Raw genomic sequence first — 19,085 nt, 5'->3', positions numbered from 1 at the left:
TCGCTTACGGAGGCTGAAGCGTGGTCGAACAAGGTTAAGGTCGGATTGAGCCCGCGCCGGGCAATCCGCGGCCTAGCGGCGCACCCCGGCCGTGGCGGCCGGCCAGGACCATCCGGCGAATTCGGAGGGATGAACGAACTCCGGCCGGAACCAGGGTCGCTCGCGCGCATCGAAGATCGAGACCAGCCAATCGGCCACCCGCGCCACCCGCGCCGACTTCATCGCCTCGCGGTGATGGCACAGCCACAAGGTGGCCGAGGCCAGCGGCGGGATGTCCAGCATGACGAGGTCGGGTTCCAGGCTGCTGATCGCCGTCGGGATGGCGCCGATCCCGGCTCCCCGCTGGATGGCGTGCAGCATGGCGGTCGAGGAATTGAGGACGAGGGCGGGGCCGGCGAGCTCCATGAAGGCCGTGGTCTTCGCCCCCCAGTCACCCCGTTCGCGGACCTGGGCGGAGTGATGGACGAACCTGTGGCCCGCGGCCGCCTCCAACCGCGTGGGGGCCCCATACGTGTCCAGGTAGTCCTGGCTGGCGAACAGGGCGTAGTGCAGGGTCGCCAGCGGCGTCGCGGCCATCTCGGGCGCCGATGAGGCGTCGGTGAGCTGAATCGACAGGTCGACATGGGCATCCACCGGATTCTCCGGATAGAAGCCGCAGTCGATGCCCAGCCTGATACCCGGGTTTTCCTTCATGAATTCCGCGATTTCCGGACCAACGACAAAGCCGCCGATCCCCTCGGGCGCGGCGATCGTCACGTCACCGGCTTCGGGCCGTTCCCCGTCCAGCGCCAGGCGCTCGATCTCGACGGACGCCCGCTGCATGGTCAGGGCGCGGTCGTAGACCTGCTCCCCCGCACGGGTGAGCGTCACCCCCCGCAGGCCGCGGTCGAATAGGCGGGTCCCCAGCCGTGTCTCCAGATCGTCGATGCGGCGGGTGACCGTTGGCTGGGTCGTGCGCAGGCGTCGCGCCGCCGCGCCGAAACTGCCGGCCTGGGCCGCGGCGACGAAGGTCTTGATGTCGTCCCAGTCGGCGCGCGCGCCGTCTCGCGTATCCATCCAGATCCCCATCAGAACCGTGGCGCCCCCATTCGAAGTTCGAGGGCGCCCAGTCCGCTGCAGACGCTCTACCAAATAGGCGCTTCGCACAAGAAGGCCGCCGCGATGACAGTTATCCGGGATTTCGCTGAACGAACGGTTCGAGGCCTCGCCGAATTGGGCATGACCCTCGCCGACGAGACCCAGATCATCGCCGGCCGGGACCTGGCCGCACGGACCGTCGGCCCCCACATCGCCAGCGTCGAAACCCTTTGTCTGCTGCAGGCCTGGACCGGGTGCTCGTCCTTCGCGCTCACGAGCGCTGACGGCGAGCTGGCCGGCGTGATCGCGGTCTTCCCATTGAAACCGGCGGCGCGGGCGACCCTGGCGGCGGGCGTGCTGAACGGAATCCAGCCGGACCTCGAGCTCGTCGCCCGGCCCGGGGATCCGGTCGAAGCCTGGTACGGTTGGGGCATGGCCGGCGCCACCTGGCGCGGTCGCGCGACCGTCATGACCGGCGCGATCCGGCTGCATCGCGAGATCCACCCTGAGCTTCCGCTCTACGGACGCGCCGCAACCCCCGGCGGCGAACGCACCCTGCTCAAGCGCATAGGCGCCCATCCGGTCCCCGGACCGGGCGGGCTCGTCATGGCGCCGGCCTGGCGCAGACAGAGGAAGGCCGCCTGATGAACGCCAATGTCCGCCTGCCGCTGGAGGCGCGCGCCGCCACCGAGATCGACGAGGCCGAACTGGTGGTCACCGTCTGCCGAACCCTGGACGACGTGATGCAGGCCATGGCGGTGCGGGCCCTGGTCTATATGGGCGAGCAGGCCTGCCCGTATCACGAGGAATACGACGGCAACGATTTCGCCGGGTCCACTCACCTGGTGCTGCGCCGCGACGGCGAGCCGATCGGGACCCTGCGCGTTCGCTGGTTCGCCGACTTCGCCAAGGTCGAGCGGGTGGCGGTGCGGCGCGAATACCGGCGCGGCCGGGCGACGCTGATGCTGATCCTCGCCGCCAAGCGGCTGGCCGAGAAGAAGAACTACCGTCAGATCCTCGGCTACGGCCAGGTGCGCCTGATCCCCTTCTGGGAACAGTATTTCAACGCCAGGGTCCGCGAGGATCGCCGCAGCTTCGTGGTGTCCGACCACGACTATGTGGAGATGATCGTCGAAGGCGCGCCGCCGCCCGACGCCCTGACCCTCGACAGCCCCGCCCTGGAGCTCCTGCGACCGGAGGGAGCCTGGGACCAGGCCGGCGTGCTGGACCGCTCCACTGCGCGGCCGGCGGCCAATTTCGGAGCAGTCGCCCCATGAGGTGCGGCCCCTCCGTCCTGGTCTGCCTGGATCTCCAGCGCGGCCGCGTGGCCGCCGGAGCCGGTTGCGAGAGCGCCGAGCGCGCCATCAAGGCCTGCCGCCGCGTCCTGGACCAAGCGCGCCGCCGGCGCTGGCCGGTGCTGCATGTTCATCGCCGCGAGGCGACGCTAGAAGCCGGCCGGCCCATTGCGGGCCTGGAACCCCTGCCCAGCGAGCCGGTCTATCTGCGCAACGGCCCGTCGGCCTTCTCGCACCGCGGGTTCAGTCAGACGGCGAGCGCCTATGGCGGTCCGTTGGCCCTGATCGGCTTTTCTCTGTGCGACAGCGTGCTGGCCACCGCCTTCGCCGCCGTCGACCGGGACCTGTCGATCGAGGTGGTGCGCGACGCCGTGGCGCTGGGCGCCCGCGACGAGCTGCCCCTGCGCCAGGCCATGGCCGCGCCGCTCGTATCCCTGTCGCCGATGGTCCGCATCATCGATTCCCATGAGCTGTTTACAGAGGACGCCGGGGCGCTCGCCGCGGCCAACGCCCCATGACCCTAAAGACTCCCTCAGAGATTCGCGGCCGTCCCATCCTGTCGCAGGCGCTTGGCGGCGACGCCATACCGCGGTCCGATGAGACCGAACAGTTGTTGCAGATGGCCAGCCTGCTGGGCCCCCGGGACCTGGCGGCCCTGTCATGCATCATTCAGCGGGCCGGCGAGATATGCGAGAGTCATGGCGAGGAAACAGCCCTGGCGGTCCTCGACCAGATTGACGCCATCCTTCAGGATCGCGGCCCGAACGGTTGAATTCTCTCAATAGGCGCATATTAACTCTGCGCTGCGGCGCAACGTCCACTTCACCATAAAGATGTGGCGGCCTAGCTTGGCGCCGTGTCAAATAACGACGTGCGCAGAGTGCAGCGCCGCGATGAGGACGTTTCGGTGAACGAGAACGGCGAAGACCAAGGCCCAGACCCGATCGATGTGGCGGTAGGCCACCGCATTCGGGTTCGACGCAAGTGGCTGGGCATCTCGCAGTCGACCCTGGCCGACCATCTTGGGGTCAGTTTCCAGCAGGTGCAGAAGTACGAGCGCGGCGCGAACCGCGTCTCGGCCTCGATGTTGGTGAAGATCGCCCAGAAGCTGGACACGTCGGTCGGCGAACTGGTCGGCGAGACGGCCAGTCCGCAGGGTGACGAGAGCCTGTTCGAGAAACTGGCCGTGCCTGGCGCGGTGCAATTGCTCGAGGCCTTCGCCAGCGTCCAGCAGCCCGCCCTGCGCACCGCCATCCTGAACCTGACCCGCTCGCTGATCGAGGAAACCGACGACGGCGCGGCCACGGTCCGCCGCGCCCGCTAGCCCTCGCCCGAAGCGGGGGCCGCGAAGGCCAGGTGGTGCAGAACCACGCCCGCCGTCACCGCGACGTTCAGGCTGTCGAAGCCGTCCGCCATGGGGATCCGAACGGTCCTGGCCCGCGCCAGGAGCGCCTCCGACAGTCCAGCGCCCTCCGCCCCCAGCACCACCGCGACCCGAGGAGGGCGTGAAAGTTCGGCCAAGGTCGCCGCCCCGCGCGGGCTGAGCGCCACGGCCTCGAACCCCTGCCCTTCCAGCAGCCCCAGCAGGTCCGCCCCCGGCGCCAGCCGCGCAAATGGCTTGGTCAGGGCCGCGCCCACTGACACCCGGATAGCCTTGCGGTAGAGCGGATCGCAGCAGTCGGCGTCCAGCAGCACGGCGTCTGCGCCGAAGGCGGCGGCGTTGCGGAACAGCCCGCCCATATTGTCGTGGTTGGCGATGGCGCTCAGCACCAGGACCAGGGCGCGCGCCGGCAGGCCGCCCAGCAGCTCGGCCGGATCTGGCTCTGCGACGCGGGTCCCGAGCGCCAGGATGCCTCGATGGATCGGGAAGCCGACGACCGCGTCCATCACCGCCTGGCCGGCGGCGTAGATCGGCACGTCGTCTGGGATGGCGGCCAGGGTCTCCGACAGGCCCGCCATCCGCTTCTGCGCGATCAGCAGCGAAACGGGCCGGTGCAGTCGCGAGCTCGCCAGCACGCGAAGCACCACTTCGCCCTCGGCCACGAACAGCCCCTGGCGCCCCACAAGGTCGCGCTCGCGCACGTCGCGATAGGCGGCGACCCGCGGGTCGTCCGGATCATCGATGGGGACGATCCGGGCTACCAGATCTTCACCCGATCGGCCGGCGCCAGATAGAGGCCCTGATCCGCCTTGACGTCGAAGGCGCCGTACCACGGATCCTGGTTGCGTACGGTCTGGGCGCGGTACATGCCCGGCGAATGGACGCCGGTGAGCACCGCCCGCCGCAGGGCGGCTTCCCGGTACTTGGACCGGTAGTTCTGCGCCCAACCGAAATAGAATCGCTGGTCGGCGGTGAAGCCGTCGATCACCGGGGCCGCCGCACCCCTCAGCGACAGGTGATAGGCGTCATAGGCCGTGGCCAGGCCGGCAAGGTCGGCGATGTTCTCGCCCAGCACCTGTTCACCGTTGAGATGCAGGCCGGGCAGCGGCTCATAGGTGCTGTACTGCCGGGCGAGCGCGGCGCCGCGCGCCTTGAACTGGGCCATGTCGGCCGGCGTCCACCAGTTCCTCAAATTGCCCTTGGGGTCGAACAGGGCGCCGATATCGTCGAAGCCGTGCACGATCTCGTGGCCGATCACTCCGCCGATGGCGCCGTAGTTCACCGCGGCGTCCGCGTTTGGATCGAAGAAAGTCGGCTCCAGGATCGCGGCAGGGAAGATGATCATGTTCTGCATCGGCATGTTCAGCGCGTTGACGTCCTGCGGCAGCAGGTACCACTCGTCGCGGTCGACCGGCCTGCCCAGCTTGGCCACGTTGCGCCGGTACTCGAACAGGCTTCCCCGTTCCCAGTTGCCGTAGGCGTCGCCGCGCACGATCCGCAGGGCCGAATAGTCCCGCCACTTGTCAGGATATCCGACGCCCACCCTGAAATTGGCCAGCTTCTCCTTGGCTCTGGCCTTGGTCTGCGGGCTCATCCAGTCCAGCCGATCGACGCGCGCGTCGAAGGCGACGAGCAGGTTTTTCACCATGCCCTGCACCTGCGCCTTGGCGTCCGGCGAGAAGTGCCGTTCGGCGTAGATCTTCCCCACGGCCTCGCCCAAGGCCAGGCTGGTGTTGTCCACGCCTCGCTTCCAGCGCTCGCGCTGCTGGGGCGTGCCCGAGAGCGCCGTGCCGTTGAATGCGAAGTGTTCGTCGACCAGGGCCTGGCCCATGTACGGGGCGCCCCGTTCCACCGCGTGGAAGGCCAGGTAGTCTTTCCAGGCGGTGATCGGCTGGTCGCCGACGAGCTTGGCGAGCCCCGATATGGCGCTCGCCTGCCAGGCGCCGAAGCGGGGCTGGTCGGCCAGGCCGGCGGCGGTCAGATAGGCGGTCCAGTCGAGGCCCGGGGCTCTCGTGGCGAGTTCGGCCCGCGTCCAGACGGTATTGGCCTTGGCCACGTCCGAGGTGGCGTCCACGCTCCAGTGCGCCTTTGCCATGGCGGTCTCCAGGGCCAGGACCCGCGCCGCGCGCCTGGACGCGTCGTCGTAACCTGCCAGGGTCAGCATCTTGGCGATGTGGTCCTGGTACTTGGCCCGCAGGTCCTTGAAGCGCGGCGTGTCGCCCAGATAGTACTCGCGGTCGGGCATCCAGAGGCCGCCCTGCATCAGATAGGGCCGGTACGTCGAGGTGTCGTTCATGTCCTCGGCGACCCACAGGCCGAACAGCCGGTCGGTCTGGAAGTCGGTGGCGTTCAGCGCATCGACGTCGGCCCGCAGGCCCTCGCCCAGCTCGCGCGACAGGTCGGCGCGGGTTTTGATGGCGGCGATCCGGTCAAGCTCCGGCTTCAGCGGCTGGAGCCCCGCGGCCTCGATGGCCGCCTGGTCCATGAAGCTCGCATAGTAGTCTCCGATCTTGCGTGCATCGGAGCCCTCGGGCGCCTGGGCCTTGGCGGTGTCCTCGATGATCGCCCGGGTCCGTACGCCGGCAGCCTCGATGAGCGCCGTGAAGGTGGTGGCGTTGCCCCGGTCGGCGGGGATCTCGGTGGTCTTGACCCATTCGCCATTGGCATGGGCGAAGAAGTCGTCACCGGGCGCGACGGCGGTGTCCATGCCGGCCACATCGAAGCCGAAGGTCCCGAATTTCGGCTTGGGCTTGGGCGCCTCGACCGCGGGCGGCGGGGCGACTTGCGGCGCGGCCGGCGGCGGCGCGGGGACGGTGGCGCAGGCGGCGAGCAGAATCGGGGCGCAGGCCCCCAGCAGGATGGACTTCCAAGAATTCATTGCGGGCTCCCAGGCGCGGCGCTCCAGGGCGCCGGCGGCGTTTGGGGCCTTCATACACCGCTGATCAGCGGTGGCGCGGGGTGGCGGATTAAACTTCTGTCATATCACCGCCGAACGTCGAGGCTGTCGCTGGCGACCAGGGCCTCGACCTCGGCGCGGCTGGCCAGGTTGAAGTCGCCGGGGGTGGCGTGCTTCAGGGCCGCGGCCGCGATGGCGAACTCCAGCCCCGCCCCCTCCTCAAGCCCAGCCAGCAGGCCGTGCAGGACCCCGGCGGCGAAGGCGTCGCCGCCGCCGATCCGGTCGATGATGGGATTGAGCGGCCGGCTCTCGGTGCGCCAGGTCCGCTCGCGGGTGAAGACCAGCCCTGAAATGTCGTGGTGGTTGACGGTGTGCTGCGCCCGGTCGGTGCAGGCCATCCGCTGCAGTTTCGGGAAGGCCTCGAAGGCCGCCGTGGCCGCCCGGCGGCGCAGGTCGCCGGTGCTCTCGCCGGGCTGGGCGGCCGGAAACCGGGCGCCCAGCACCAGGGCGATGTCCCGGTGGTCGCCAAACACCAGGTCGGCGTGGCTCAGCATCTCGCCCAGGATGGCCGGCGCGTCGCCGTTCCAGGCGTGCCACAGGCTTGCCCGGTAGTTGCAGTCCATGGAGACCTTGATCCCCATCCGGTGGGCGACCCGCACCGCGGCGACGGCCGCGTCCGCCGTATGCTGTCCGATGGCCGCGGTGACGCCCGAGATGTGCAGCCACTCGGCCCCGGCGAGGGCCAGGTCGCAGTCGAGGCTTCCCGCGCCCAGGGCGAAGGCTGAGCCGGCGCGGTCGTAGAGCACGTGCGAGGCGCGCTGGGCGGCGCCCGGCGTCAGGAAATAGAGGCCCTGGCGACCTGGCGTCACCGCCACCCGCGAGACGTCGACCCCGTAGCGACGGAGCTCGTCGATCCCGGCGCGGCCCAGGGCGTTGTCGGGGGCGACCGAGAGCATGGCCGCCTCATGCCCCAGCCTGGCCAGGGACACGGCCACATTGGTCTCGGCCCCGCCAAAGCAGACCTTCAGACTGGGCGACTGCAGCAGCAGCTCGGCCTCCGGGGCCGAAAGCCGGATGAGGATTTCTCCGAAACAGACGACGCGGCCCACCTTGGCGGTCTCCTTCAACAAGGCGGCGCGCCGGTCGTCCCGGCGCGCCGATACAGTGGTCTTCGGGGAGAAGGCGCCTAGTAGGTGTAACGGACCCCGACCAGGAACTCACGGCCGGTGTGGTGGTAGAACGACAGCCGGTCGGTCTGGTCGTTGAACTGGTCCTGGAACTCGTCGGTGAGGTTCACCCCCTCGACGGTGAATTTCAGATTGTCGTTCCAGGTGTAGGTGAACGAGGCGTCGACGTTGAAGGTCTCGTTGGTCCCGTCGAAGGTCGTGCCGGCTTCGGCGCCCGGCACGCGGGTCAGGTAGCGGCTGCGATAGCTGGCCGAGACCCGGGCGCTGACCTTCTCGTCCTCGTAGTAGAGCGTGGCGTTGTAGGCCTTGCGCGACAGGCCGGTGATGTCGTTGGTCGCCACCACCGCGCCCGCGGCGTTCAGGTAGTCGATGGACGATTTCACATAGGTGTAGTTGGCCAGGACGCCGAGGTTGGCCAGCGGTCCCGGCAGGAAGCTCAGCGGCTGCTGGAAGCTGATCTCATAGCCCTCAAGGTCGCCGCCGGGGGTGTTGCGCGGAGTCGAGAACTGCCAGAGCGCGGCGGGACTGCAGCCCGGCGTGGAACCGCAGGCGGCGGTCGCCACGCTGTCGGGGATGCCGAAAGGATTGCCGGTGAAAGGAATTCCGGTCGACAGCGTCTGGACGAAGCTGTCGACCTTCTTCTTGAACAGGGCGACGCTGATCAGCGCTTCGGGGTGGTAGTACCACTCGAACGACAGGTCGTAGGCGTCGGCGCGGAACGGATCGAGATTGGGATTGCCGGCGGTGACCGAGCGGGTGGTGCCCGAGACGCTGACCGTCGCGCCCGGCGTCAGGTTGCCGAGATCCGGCCGCGACATGGTCTGGGCCGCGCCGAACCGGATCAGCAGGTTCTCCATCGGCTCCAGCACCGCGTTCAGCGACGGCAGGGTGTCCTCATAGGTGCGGTCGACGGTGATCGGCACTGCCGCGCCCGACAGGAATGTGTAGCCCGAGGCGCTCTGCTGGGTCTGCACATGGCGCACCCCGATATTGCCGCGGAACGGCATGCCGGCGATCTCGGTCGACCAGTCGACCTGGACGAAGCCGCCCTTGTCCTCTTCCGAGACCCCGCGGTTGTTGCCCAGCGCCGGTTCGCGGCCCAGCCGCCAGGCGCCGCCGAAGGCGGTGGGGTCGGCGAGGTTGAAGGCGGTCGCCGCGGCGAAATAGCTGGGCGACACCCAGGAGGTCACGGTGCCGGCCGGCGCGCCCAACCCGCTGGTCGGCAGGTTGACGGTCTTGGCGTAGCTGGAGAGCGCGATGGCCGCCACGCCCGCCGGGATCACCGGCTCCTGGTTGGCGCTGGTTCCATTGGAGCGGCGCAGTTCGGTGCTTTCGAACTCGTAGCTCTTCCAGTTCAGGCCCGCTGAGAACTTGAAGATCTCGTTCGGCTCGAACTCCACCTCGGCCTGGACGGTGTCGTAGACATTGCTGGCCGTCTGCGGCCGCATGCGAACCTGGGTGAGCGTCCAGGCGTTGGCGTCGGTCAGATTGGCGGCGCCATAGGTCAGTAGCGGCGCCCGGCCCTGGCTGTAGTCGTAGCGATAGCCGTCGACGTTGAACTGATCCCAGATGATGGTGGTCTGGACTGGGTTGTCGTGGTCGGACTTGGAGTGCCCGGCCAGGGCGTGGATGCGCAGGCTGTCCGAGAACTCATGCCGGAAATCGAGCGAGTACTGGGTGAAGGTGGTGGTCAACTCGTCGTAGCGGTCCTCGACCCGCAGATCGACGTCGTTGAACGTGCCCGCCACCAGGGTGTTGTCGGCGTCGATGGTCGAGGCGGTGACATTGGTGTCGGCGATGCCGCAACTCGTCGCCACATTGGCCGCCGTGCAGGCGCCGTTGACGCTGAACGATGGCACTTCCAGGAACTGCTCCTCCCGGTTCCCGTCCAGCTTGGCGTACAGCAGGTCGAAGGTGAGTTCGGTCTGATCGCTCGGCTTCCATTGCAGGGCGAGCGTCGCGCCCAGCCGGTCCTGCTCCTGGTCGTATCTGTCGTAACGCGGAATCCGCGGGTGGTAGGCCGCATTCACCGCCGCGGCCGCCGGGTTGGCGGTGGTCGGCAGGCCCGCGGCGTTCGGCAGGGCGTCGAAGCCCGGCGCGACGTTGGTTCCGCGCGCCCAGCGCACCGTGGATGTGCCGACGTCCAGCAGGGTGCGCTTGTTGTAGGCCACCGACAGCAAGGCGCCGAGGGTGTTGTCGGCCCAGGTGTTGGAGATCATCGCGGCCATGCGCGGCGAGGTCTTCTCCGACAGGCCGTTGTAGGAGGCCTGGGCGGAGGCTGCGAACTTGAAGCCGTCATAGTCCAGCGGCCGGGCCGTACGAAGGTCAACGGTGGCGCCCAGCGACCCCTCCTCGGTCTGGGCCGAGGCGGTCTTCTGCACCGTGATCGAGCTGAACAGGTCCGAGGCGAAGATGTTGAAGTCGAAGCTGCGGCCGCGGTTGGTGCCGCCCGAGGCGTCGGTGCCGCCGGCGGTGGTCAGGGCCTCCATGCCGTTGATGCGCACACGGGTGAACTGCGGGCTCAGGCCGCGCACGGTGATCTGGCGGCCCTCCCCGGCGTCGCGCGCGAGCGCCACCCCGGAAATCCGCTGAATGGACTCCGACAGGTTCAGGTCAGGGAACTTGCCGATGTCCTCGGCCAGGATGGTGTCGGCGGCGACGGAAGAGTCGCGCTTGAGGCTCAGCGCCTGTTGCAGGCTGCCGCGAAAGCCGGTGACCACGACCTCCTCGACGTCCGAGGTCGCGTCCTGCGCCGCGGCGGGCGTGGCCAGGCTGAGCGCCGTCAGCGACGCGCCGGCCAGCAGCCAGCGCGACATCGTCCAAGTTCGACCCATGGCATCCTCCCTCGAAGGACCGCCGACCTCGCAGCCTTGCAGCATGTCGGATCGACGTGTCCCAACCGTTATAAGTCATGACACCGGTGTCATTGCGGAATACAGCATCTGACACCGGTATCATCAGAGCATAGCCATGATTTTGTAGCTCTAGCAATACCGCTCGCCTGCCAGTTGGGCAGCGAGGGGCCCAATCCATGATCAAGGCGCCGCAGTCGAACTTTGAACCCGGGCACCCCGCTGCTAAGCTTACCCGGTGACGGGCCCGGCGATCATCCTGTTGAACGGATCTTCCAGCGCCGGGAAAAGCGCCCTCGCCCGCTCGCTGCAGAAGCGCCTGGCGCCGCAGCCGGTGATCATGAGCCTGGACGCCTTTGTCTTCGGGCAGATGCCGCCCACCTGGCACAACACGCCCCACGGGACGTTTTTCACGCACGAGCCCGACGGGACGACGCCCCTCCACCTGGGCCCCGGCGCCCAGGCCATGGTCCGGGCCTTCCACAGATCGGTCGCGGCCATGGCTGACTGCGGCCTCTCGGTGATTGTCGACGACGTACTGTTCGAGCCGTGGCTGCTGCCGGACTGGCTGGAGGCGACCCGGGACCGCGAAGTGTTCTTCGTCGGGGTCCGCTGCGATCTGGCCGAGGCCGAACGGCGCGAGATCGCGCGCGGCGACCGCCAGGCCGGCCAGGTGCGGAGCCAGTTCGGCCTGGTCCACAGGCATGGCGACTACGACTTCAGCGTCGACACCACGAACACCATACCCGGCGCCTGCGCCGACCAGGTCGTGGCGGCCTTAGCGGCCCGCCGTCGCCCCTCGGCCTTCGAGCGGCTCGCATCTAAATCCTCCCCCGCTGGGGGAGGTGGATCGTCGCCTCTTCGCGACGAGACGGAGGGGGTTGAAGCCCCCTAGAGAGAGTCAAAGCCCCCCCTCACCCGGCCATGCGGCCGGGAGCTCCCCCAGAGGGGGAGCACCTTGGATGCTTCAGCGAGGCCTTCGGCGCTAGCGGGCCAGCCAGCCGCCGTCGACCGGGACGATCGCCCCGTGCATGTAGTCGGCGGCGCTTGAGGCCAGGAACACGGCCGCTCCGCCCAGGTCTTCCGGCCGACCCCAGCGCCCGGCCGGGATGCGGGCCAGGATATCGCGGCTACGGCCCTCGTCGGCGCGCAGGGCCTCGGTATTGTTGGTGGCGAAGTAGCCGGGCGCGATGGCGTTCACATTGATGCCCTTGGCCGCCCACTCGTTGGCCAGCAGCTTGGTGAGCCCGGCGATGCCGCTCTTGCTGGCGGTGTAGGAGGCCACCCGGATCCCGCCCTGGAAGGACAACATCGAGGCGACGTTGACGATCTTGCCGCCTCGCCCCTGTTCGACCATCCGCCGCCCGACCGCCTGGGTCAGGAAGAAGGTGGTCTTCAGGTTGACGTCCATCACCGCGTCCCAATCGTCCTCGGTGAACTCCAGCGCATCGTTGCGGCGGATGATCCCGGCGTTGTTGACCAGGATGTCGACCCCGCCGAGGTGCTCGACGGTCTCGGCCACGATGCGCTCGATCGGCTCCAGGCTCCCCAGGTCGGCGGTGATGTCGTGGAAGCGCCGGCCCTTGGCCTCGACGGCGAAGCGGGTGTCCACGGGGGGCGTGCGGCCTACCGCGGCGATGTCGGCGCCTGCGCCGGCCAGGGCCTCGGCTATGGCCTGACCCAGGCCGGTATTGGCCCCGGTGACGATGGCGGATTTTCCGGAAAGATCGAACATTCGCAATGACATGGGACGCCTACTTCAACTGACAGATGTCGAGGACGTGCATGTCGGTATAGTCGAGGTTCTCCCCGCCCATGGCCCAGATGAACCCGTAGTTTGATGTCCCGGCCCCCATGTGGATCGACCAGGGCGGGCTGATCACCGCCTCGTCCGCGCCGACCACGATATGGCGCATGGCCTCGGGCTCGCCCATGAAGTGGAAGACCTTATTGTCCCCCTCCAGGTCGAAGTAGAAATAGACCTCCGAGCGCCGGTCGTGCAGGTGCGGCGGCATGGTGTTCCAGACGCTGCCCGGCTTCAGGAAAGTCACCCCCAGCAGCAGCTGGGCGGTCTCGCAGACGCCGGGAATAAAGTACTGGAAGATGGTCCGCTCGTTGGACTGCTCGCTGGAGCCGCGCTCCAGGGGATTGGCCTGGGAGATGGCGATCTTGGTGATCGGGCAGGCCTTATGGGCAGGTGTGGAGGCCAGGTAGAACTTGGCCGGGTTGGCCGGATCGGCGCTCTCGAAGACCACGTCCTTGGAGCCCATCGGCACATAGAGGCCGTCGCGGGGGGCCATGTCGAAGGCCTGGCCATCGACGGTGATCCTGCCCGCCCCGCCCACATTGACCACGCCGAGCTCCCGACGCTCCAGGAATGGATGGCCCGCGGCGCTGGCCGGCTCGGTCTGGTCGGGCAGCTTCACGGCGCCGGAGACGGGCGCCGCCCCGCCGATCACGAAGCGCTCGTTGTGGCTGTAGTTCAGGCTGACGGTGTCGGCCGAAAACAGGTCCTGGACCAGGTAGCGGTCGCGCAGGGCCTCGTTGTCGGCGGCCTTCATCATGTCCGGATGGGTGGCGTGGTAGGTTTTCTTGAACATGATCGGGTCCTTAGGGTGTCAGGCGCTGAGCGCCATCGGGGCGCCGGTCTCGGAGAACCAGGTCGGGGCGGTGTGACCGTGCGGCCTGATGATCGGCAGGCCGCGAACCTCGGCATGGAGCGCCCGGGCGATGGCCCTGGTCGCCAGCTCGACCGGCAACAGCCGATCGTCGTTCAGCTTCAGGGACCTGGCCATCAGCGGCCTCTTTTCGGCGTTTCCGGGGCGCGAGCCTGACGCTCGCCCGAGATCAAGGTAACCGGTGTCATTAGCGTGAGCAATGAACTTTCGCGGCAACACGACGTCTGGGTGGAAATCGTCGGCGTGCCCGGGGGAGCGTGACAGATCTTGTCGTGGCAAAAGGGAACCTGTGGAGCGTTCTGTGGGCGCTTTGCAGAAGGCCGCCGCCGTCAACGGGTCGTGCTTGTCCACAGCCTGGGGTCTTTCCTGTTAGCGGACGGCGAACGGCCTATGCGCCGCAGTGCAAGGCCACATCGAATGGGTGCAACCTGTGCCCATGACCCTACCGTCCCAATACGCCAGGGCGACCGAGCTGGTGCTGTCGGCCATCGACGGTGCCGAAGGCAATGACGGCAGCCGTATGGCCTACATGATCGCCCGAGCAGCGCTGGTGCATGTCCAGTCTACTCGTGGTGCGCGGCCAGCGTCGGAGATGGCCTATAGGCTCAGGGACGAGTTCGCGACGGTAGACTCTGCCGATGACTGGTGAACTCAGCGGACAGTGGCCCACTACCGTCGCGCTGGCTTGTGCCAAGCCCTGGACTGCGCCCTACCCCACTCGTGCGCTTGAGGCGCGGACGATCAGCTCCGGCTGGATGTCCGGCTGGACCTTGGGCTTGTCGCGCATGGGGTTGGGCACCAGCATCTCGCCGGCGATGCGGCCCATGTCGCGCAAAGGCAAGCGCACCGAACTCATCGGCGGCCACAGCCGGCTGGCGATGGACGAGTCGTCGAAGCCCACCACCGAGACGTCTTCGGGAATGCGCAAGCCGGCCTCGCGGGCGGCGGTGTAGACCCCCGTGGCCATTTCATCGTTGAGGCAGAACACGGCCGTCGGCCGGGCCTTCAACGCCAGCAGTTCCTTCGCCGCGTTCACCCCGGACTCGTAGGTGTAGCCGCCGACCTTGACCAGCGCCGGGTCCAGCGACAGGCCGCGTTCGGCCAGGCCGGACTCGAAGCCCTTCCGCCGCTCCACCGACGACCGGAAGGTCGAAGGGCCCGAGATCAGCGCGATGCGGGTGTGGCCCAGGTCGGCGAGGTGGCGGGCGGCCTCGGCCGCGCCCTTGCCGTCGTGGCTGACCAGCATGCGGCCGGGTTCGTCCAGGGCGACCGAGCCGATACGCACATAGCGGACGTCCAGCTCCCGCAGCAGGGCGGCCAGCCGTTCGTCCTCGGAGACCGGCGAGGGCAGCACCACGCCGAACAGCTTCTGGCGCTCGATGAACACGCGCATCTCATCCAGCAGGCGCGGGCTGGTCCGGTCCACGGGGCGGACCACCAGCTCGAAGCCTGAACCGGCCATGGCGTCCAGCAGGCCCTGCTGGTGGCTGACCGTGTGCTGGGGATTGGGGTTGTCGTAGATCAGTCCGACCAGGAACGAGCGGCGGAAGGCCAGGCCACGGGCCTGGGGATCGGGGGCGTAGCCGGTCTCGCGAATGATCGTCTGGACGGCCTTGCGGGTGTCTTCCTTGACGAAGGGGCTCTCGTTGATGACCCGCGAGACGGTCTTCTTGGAGACCCCAGCCATCCGGGCCACGTCATTGATGGTCGGGCGACGGGAGGAGCCCTCCATCCCCGCCGGCTTCGGTTTCGTCCCTGCCTCGCGCGCCGCCACCGATGTCTTCTTCCGCAATGTGCCTGGGATGTTCATAGCCTGCGCGCCGTGGCCGCAACAAGTAAGGCTTGCGCATGCCATGACACCGGTAGCAGACAAGCCCGCGGGCGTCGCCGGGGGTCAGCGCGATCTCGCTGAAGAGTCTTGGTTTCCGCGGCGCTGGTCCGCAGGACGGGATCGTCTTTCAGACGACTGGAGGATGCCGAGCGTTGTGGGCCGGCTCAAGTGCCCTTCGCCTTCGCCCCGGAATCCAACACCTCCGGCCGCTTGGGGGTCATGTCGTCCAGGTTCCAGTCGGCGTCCACGAACGGCCGCCGCGTCTCCTTGGGATGCGGATAGCCATGCAGCTCCTGCTCGGAGTCGATAATTTCACCGCGCCCCTCGGCGACGTCGGCCAACAGGCGCACGTCGTCGGCGTCGCGGTCCCAGGGCCGGGCTCCGGCATTGGCCAGGACCGCCTGCTGGACGTCGACGGCGGCCATGGGCGTGAAGCCCTGCGGCCAGAGCGGCGGCGTCCTCACCTGGATGATCCTGGCCGGGGCGGTGGTGTATCGACCGAACATCGGCAGGGGGACGCCGAAGCGGTCCACGGCGATGTTGTCCTTGCCGTAGAACTGCACGTCGCCATAGCCGCCCAGCTGGAAGAACGGCAGGCCCGCCGGAGTGTCGAGGCCGCCGCGCAGGACGTTGCCCACCGCCACCACCTGTCCGACCTGCCATTCGGCGTCGCCCCACTCGGCGGCCATCAGGTTGTAGTGGATCGCCCGCTGGCCCGGATTGAAGATCAGGTTGTTGGCGATCACCCCGCGCACCCCGCCCTTGAACAGCGGATTGCGCTCGTAATTGTGGGCGTAGAGGTTCCCGACGATCAGGATGTCGGTGACGTTGTCGTGGATCAGCGAGCCCTTGGAGTGCTCGATCTTGGCGTGGGTCGAATAGGCCAGGCTCTCGGCGATGATGTTGTTGGAGAAGGTGATGGCGCGGCTGGCGCCCGCCCGCCAATCGTCCGGCGTCTTGCCCACGAACCGGGGCCCGGAGGCCGAGAGGTTCTCGTCGGTGCCCCAGGTCAGGCTGTTGTGGTCGATCAGGATGTTGAACGACACGCCCTGGGTGGAGATCGAATCGAAGTCCTTGCCGCTCTTCTTCGCCTCGCCCGCCTCGCCGGGCCGCACGCGAAGGTGCTGAACCACCACGTCATGCGTAGCGATGTCGAGGCCGCCGCGGATCAGGGTCACCCCCGGGGAGGGCGCGGTCTGGCCGGCGATAGTCAGGAACGGCTCGCGGACGGTCAGCGTCTTCACGCCCAGGTCGATCACCCCGCCCACCTCGAAGACGATGATCCGCGGGCCCCTGGCCTCGACCGCCGCCCGCAACGAGCCCGGACCCTCGGCCGCCAGGGTGGTGACCCGCAGGATCTGGCCGCCCCGGCCGCCGGGCGTGGCCGCGGCCCAGCCTAGCGCCTCGGGAAACGCCTTGGGCGGGGATGGGGCCGTCACCCCCGGCGAACTCATGCACAGAGCGGCCATCGCCGCCAAGGCCAACATCCTGATCATCGTCTCGCTCCACGCCCGATGCGGTCATTAGCAAAATCGCGCCGATTTGGGCTTGATTTGAAAATGACACCGGTTTCCTTTAGAGACAACAGGGCCGTTCGGGGCGGGATTTCGGGAGGGTTTTTGCGCGTGAGCGTCCCAGCGGCGGATTCGGCCGAAGGCTATCCGGTGGCTTCCGTCGCCGAGCGGTTCGTCCGCGCGCGCCGGGCCGCGAGCCCCCTGCCGGAGTTCCCGGGCCCTCTGCCGACCGATCTAGCCACCGCCTACCGCGTGCAGGACGCGGCCCTCGACCTCTGGCCCGACGAGGTGGTCGGCTGGAAGGTGGGCCGGGTGCCGCCCGAGCATGAGCCCCGCCTGCGGGCCAACCGGATCTTCGGACCGGTCTTCGCCAAGGCGCTGTGGCGCGTGAAGCCCGGCGACGTGACGGAATTCCCAGTGTTCGTGGGCGGGTTCGCCGCCGTCGAGGCGGAGTACGTCCTGCGCCTGGCCCACGACGCCCCGGCCGACAAGCTCACCTGGACACCGGAGGAAGCCGCCGAGCTGATCGAGTCCATGCACATCGGCATGGAGCCCGCCGGCAGTCCCCTGGCCACCATCAACATCGTGGGGCCCACCGCGGTGGTCTCCGACTTCGGGAACAACGCCGGCCTGATGGTCGGCGAAGCCATCGAGAACTGGCGGTCCATCCCCCTGGAAAGGCTTCGCTGCGAGACCATCATCGCCGGCGAGCGGGTCGGCGAAGGTGGCGCCTTCGTCCTGCCGGGCGGACCCATCCAGTCCCTGCGCCTGCTGGCCGAGAACCTCGCCGCGCGCGGCCGGCCGCTGCGCAAGGGCATGTACGTCTGCACCGGCGCCGCGGCGGGCATCCATGACATCGTGGCGGGCCAGGATGGGGCCGTGCGGTTCGCCGGCTTCGGAGAGATCGCCTGTCGCGCCTATCCGGCGAGGCCGGCCGAGACCTGAGACCAGGCCCCGCGTCGGGCGACAGCGCGGGACCATCAGAACATGTCGCCGCGGGTGGAAACGCATTTGGGGGCGCGAGCCATGACCACCGTCGAAACCGCCGCCTTCGAAGAGGGCAAGATGACCCGTCGCCGGTGGGTGATCTGCGGCCTGCTCTTCACGGCCGTGGTCATCAACTATGTCGACCGCCAGATGCTGGGCGTGCTGAAGCCCTTCATGTCCGATGAGATGGGCTGGAGCGAGACCGACTACGCCGACATCGTCTTCTATTTCCAGGCGGCCTACGCGGTCTCCTACCTGTTGTTCGGCGCCTTCGTGGACAAGGTGGGCGCCAAGATCGGCTACGCGACGGCCTTCGTGATCTGGCAGCTCGCTCACCTCGCCCATGCCGGCGCCAGCAGCCTGAACCAGTTCTTCCTGGTCCGGGTCCTGCTGGGGATCGGCGAGGGCGGCAACTTCCCGGGCGGGGTCAAGGCCGTCACCGAGTGGTTCCCCAAGAAGGAGCGCGCGCTCGCCACCGGCATCTTCAACGCCGGGGCCAATATCGGGGCGGTGATCACCCCGATCGCGGCGCCGATGATCATGCTGGCCTACGGCTGGCGGATGGCCTTCATCATCACCGGCGTGATCGGCATGCTGTGGATCGTGGCCTGGCTGATCATGTACCGCGCGCCCGAGCAGGAGAAGAAGGTCAACGCCGCCGAACTCGCCCACATCCGTTCCGACCCGGAAGACAGCGACCGCAAGATCGGCTGGTTCACCGTCCTGGGCAAACGCGAGACCTGGGCCTACGCCGCCGGCAAGTTCCTGATCGACCCGGTCTGGTGGATGCTGCTGTTCTGGCTGCCGGACTTCTTCAAGAAGACCTTCGAGCTGGACGTGCCGACCTTCGCCGCGGTGCTGGCGGCGGTCTATCTGATCTCCGACGTGGGGAGCGTCGCGGGCGGCTGGCTGTCCTCGCGCCTCATGAAGAACGGCCACAGCCTCAACTTCGCGCGCAAGATCACCATGCTGATCTGCGCCGTCGCCACCCTGCCCTACTTCTTCATCATGCAGATCGACAACCTGTGGCTGGCCACGATCGTCGTGGGTCTCGTCGCGGCCGCCCACCAGGCCTTCTCGGCCAATCTCTACACCCTGCCCGGCGACGTCTTCCCGCGCAGCGCGGTCGGCTCGGTGATCGGCATCGGCGGCATGCTGGGCGGCGTCGGCGGCATGGTCATGGCCAAGTCGGTCGGCCAGGTGCTGGAAGCCGCCGGCGGCTATGCGCCGATCTTCGCCGTCTGCGGCTGCATCTACCTGCTGGCGGTCCTGGTCATCCACCTGCTGACGCCGAAGATGGCGCCGGCCAGGTTCGCCGAGGGCTAGGGGCGTATCCACCCCAAATTCGTTCTGAAGGAATTCGGGGCGGCGCCGCACCCCCATGCTG

At 68.3% G+C, this 19,085-nt stretch carries 18 protein-coding genes; 8 read left to right on the top strand and 10 right to left on the bottom strand.

The window, feature by feature from the left end:
- Positions 1–72: 72 nt before the first annotated feature.
- Positions 73–1,056, bottom strand: coding sequence for a LysR family transcriptional regulator (locus M9M90_RS08755; protein ID WP_254836776.1), 984 nt, complete (start codon positions 1,054–1,056; stop codon positions 73–75).
- A gap of 162 nt (positions 1,057–1,218) precedes the next feature.
- On the opposite strand from M9M90_RS08755, the gene M9M90_RS08750 reads away from it, so the two are divergent.
- The 5 genes from M9M90_RS08750 to M9M90_RS08730 all read left to right on the top strand — a co-directional run bounded on the left by M9M90_RS08750 (position 1,219) and on the right by M9M90_RS08730 (position 3,696).
- Entirely contained in the window at positions 1,219–1,722 is a 504-nt protein-coding gene (locus tag M9M90_RS08750) for a hypothetical protein (protein ID WP_254836775.1), read from the top strand.
- Positions 1,722–2,354, top strand: a complete 633-nt coding sequence (locus tag M9M90_RS08745; RefSeq protein WP_254836774.1) for a GNAT family N-acetyltransferase — start codon at positions 1,722–1,724, stop codon at positions 2,352–2,354. The genes M9M90_RS08750 and M9M90_RS08745 overlap by 1 nt, the downstream gene beginning before the upstream one ends.
- Positions 2,351–2,890, top strand: coding sequence for an isochorismatase family protein (locus M9M90_RS08740; RefSeq protein WP_254836773.1), 540 nt, complete (start codon positions 2,351–2,353; stop codon positions 2,888–2,890). The genes M9M90_RS08745 and M9M90_RS08740 overlap by 4 nt, the downstream gene beginning before the upstream one ends.
- On the top strand, positions 2,887–3,144 hold the full coding sequence (locus tag M9M90_RS08735; protein ID WP_254836772.1) for a hypothetical protein: 258 nt from the start codon (positions 2,887–2,889) through the stop codon (positions 3,142–3,144). Before M9M90_RS08740 ends, M9M90_RS08735 begins: the two co-directional genes overlap by 4 nt.
- A gap of 99 nt (positions 3,145–3,243) precedes the next feature.
- Positions 3,244–3,696 (top strand): helix-turn-helix domain-containing protein, encoded by a 453-nt coding sequence (locus M9M90_RS08730; protein WP_254836771.1) that lies wholly within the window; start codon positions 3,244–3,246, stop codon positions 3,694–3,696.
- On the opposite strand, the gene M9M90_RS08725 is transcribed toward M9M90_RS08730, so the two are convergent.
- The 4 genes from M9M90_RS08725 to M9M90_RS08710 all read right to left on the bottom strand — a co-directional run bounded on the left by M9M90_RS08725 (position 3,693) and on the right by M9M90_RS08710 (position 10,670).
- Positions 3,693–4,517 carry a TrmH family RNA methyltransferase gene (locus M9M90_RS08725; RefSeq protein ID WP_371876928.1) on the bottom strand — a complete coding sequence of 275 codons (825 nt, stop codon included), beginning with the start codon at positions 4,515–4,517 and terminating at the stop codon, positions 3,693–3,695. The two genes, M9M90_RS08730 and M9M90_RS08725, sit on opposite strands and share 4 nt — an antisense overlap.
- The gene (locus M9M90_RS08720; protein WP_254836770.1) at positions 4,511–6,631 is read right to left on the bottom strand and encodes a M13 family metallopeptidase; all 2,121 of its coding nucleotides are present in this window, start codon (positions 6,629–6,631) and stop codon (positions 4,511–4,513) included. The genes M9M90_RS08725 and M9M90_RS08720 overlap by 7 nt, the downstream gene beginning before the upstream one ends.
- A 104-nt stretch (positions 6,632–6,735) precedes the next feature.
- Positions 6,736–7,779 (bottom strand): sugar kinase, encoded by a 1,044-nt coding sequence (locus M9M90_RS08715; protein WP_254836769.1) that lies wholly within the window; start codon positions 7,777–7,779, stop codon positions 6,736–6,738.
- A 56-nt stretch (positions 7,780–7,835) separates the two neighbouring features.
- On the bottom strand, positions 7,836–10,670 hold the full coding sequence (locus M9M90_RS08710) for a TonB-dependent receptor (RefSeq protein WP_254836768.1): 2,835 nt from the start codon (positions 10,668–10,670) through the stop codon (positions 7,836–7,838).
- A gap of 280 nt (positions 10,671–10,950) precedes the next feature.
- Here M9M90_RS08710 and M9M90_RS08705 point away from each other — a divergent pair, with 280 nt between their 5' ends.
- Positions 10,951–11,583, top strand: coding sequence for a chloramphenicol phosphotransferase CPT family protein (locus M9M90_RS08705; RefSeq protein ID WP_254836767.1), 633 nt, complete (start codon positions 10,951–10,953; stop codon positions 11,581–11,583).
- A gap of 90 nt (positions 11,584–11,673) precedes the next feature.
- Here the strand turns inward: M9M90_RS08705 and kduD are convergent, their stop codons facing one another.
- From kduD to M9M90_RS08680, 5 genes are all read right to left on the bottom strand, one after another.
- Complete coding sequence (kduD, locus tag M9M90_RS08700) at positions 11,674–12,435, bottom strand: 2-dehydro-3-deoxy-D-gluconate 5-dehydrogenase KduD (protein WP_254836766.1); 762 nt, start codon at positions 12,433–12,435, stop codon at positions 11,674–11,676.
- Positions 12,436–12,442: 7 nt separating this feature from the next.
- Entirely contained in the window at positions 12,443–13,288 is an 846-nt protein-coding gene (gene kduI / locus M9M90_RS08695; RefSeq protein WP_254836765.1) for a 5-dehydro-4-deoxy-D-glucuronate isomerase, read from the bottom strand.
- Between the two features lie 18 nt (positions 13,289–13,306).
- Positions 13,307–13,483 (bottom strand): hypothetical protein, encoded by a 177-nt coding sequence (locus M9M90_RS08690; RefSeq protein WP_254836764.1) that lies wholly within the window; start codon positions 13,481–13,483, stop codon positions 13,307–13,309.
- A gap of 592 nt (positions 13,484–14,075) precedes the next feature.
- Positions 14,076–15,098, bottom strand: a complete 1,023-nt coding sequence (locus M9M90_RS08685; RefSeq protein WP_254836763.1) for a LacI family DNA-binding transcriptional regulator — start codon at positions 15,096–15,098, stop codon at positions 14,076–14,078.
- A gap of 263 nt (positions 15,099–15,361) precedes the next feature.
- Complete coding sequence (locus tag M9M90_RS08680; protein ID WP_254836762.1) at positions 15,362–16,693, bottom strand: polysaccharide lyase family 1 protein; 1,332 nt, start codon at positions 16,691–16,693, stop codon at positions 15,362–15,364.
- A 129-nt stretch (positions 16,694–16,822) separates the two neighbouring features.
- Between M9M90_RS08680 and M9M90_RS08675 the strand changes: the two genes are divergently transcribed.
- Together M9M90_RS08675 and M9M90_RS08670 are read left to right on the top strand one after the other, a co-directional pair.
- Positions 16,823–17,656 (top strand): 2-keto-4-pentenoate hydratase, encoded by an 834-nt coding sequence (locus M9M90_RS08675; RefSeq protein ID WP_254836761.1) that lies wholly within the window; start codon positions 16,823–16,825, stop codon positions 17,654–17,656.
- 81 nt (positions 17,657–17,737) lie between these two features.
- Entirely contained in the window at positions 17,738–19,024 is a 1,287-nt protein-coding gene (locus M9M90_RS08670; RefSeq protein ID WP_254836760.1) for an MFS transporter, read from the top strand.
- Positions 19,025–19,085 lie beyond the last annotated feature (61 nt).

It is taken from the genome of Phenylobacterium sp. LH3H17, assembly GCF_024298925.1.
Lineage (GTDB): Bacteria > Pseudomonadota > Alphaproteobacteria > Caulobacterales > Caulobacteraceae > Phenylobacterium.
The sequence above is the reverse complement of the archived record's forward strand: the minus strand, read 5'-3'. Positions and strand labels throughout refer to the sequence as shown.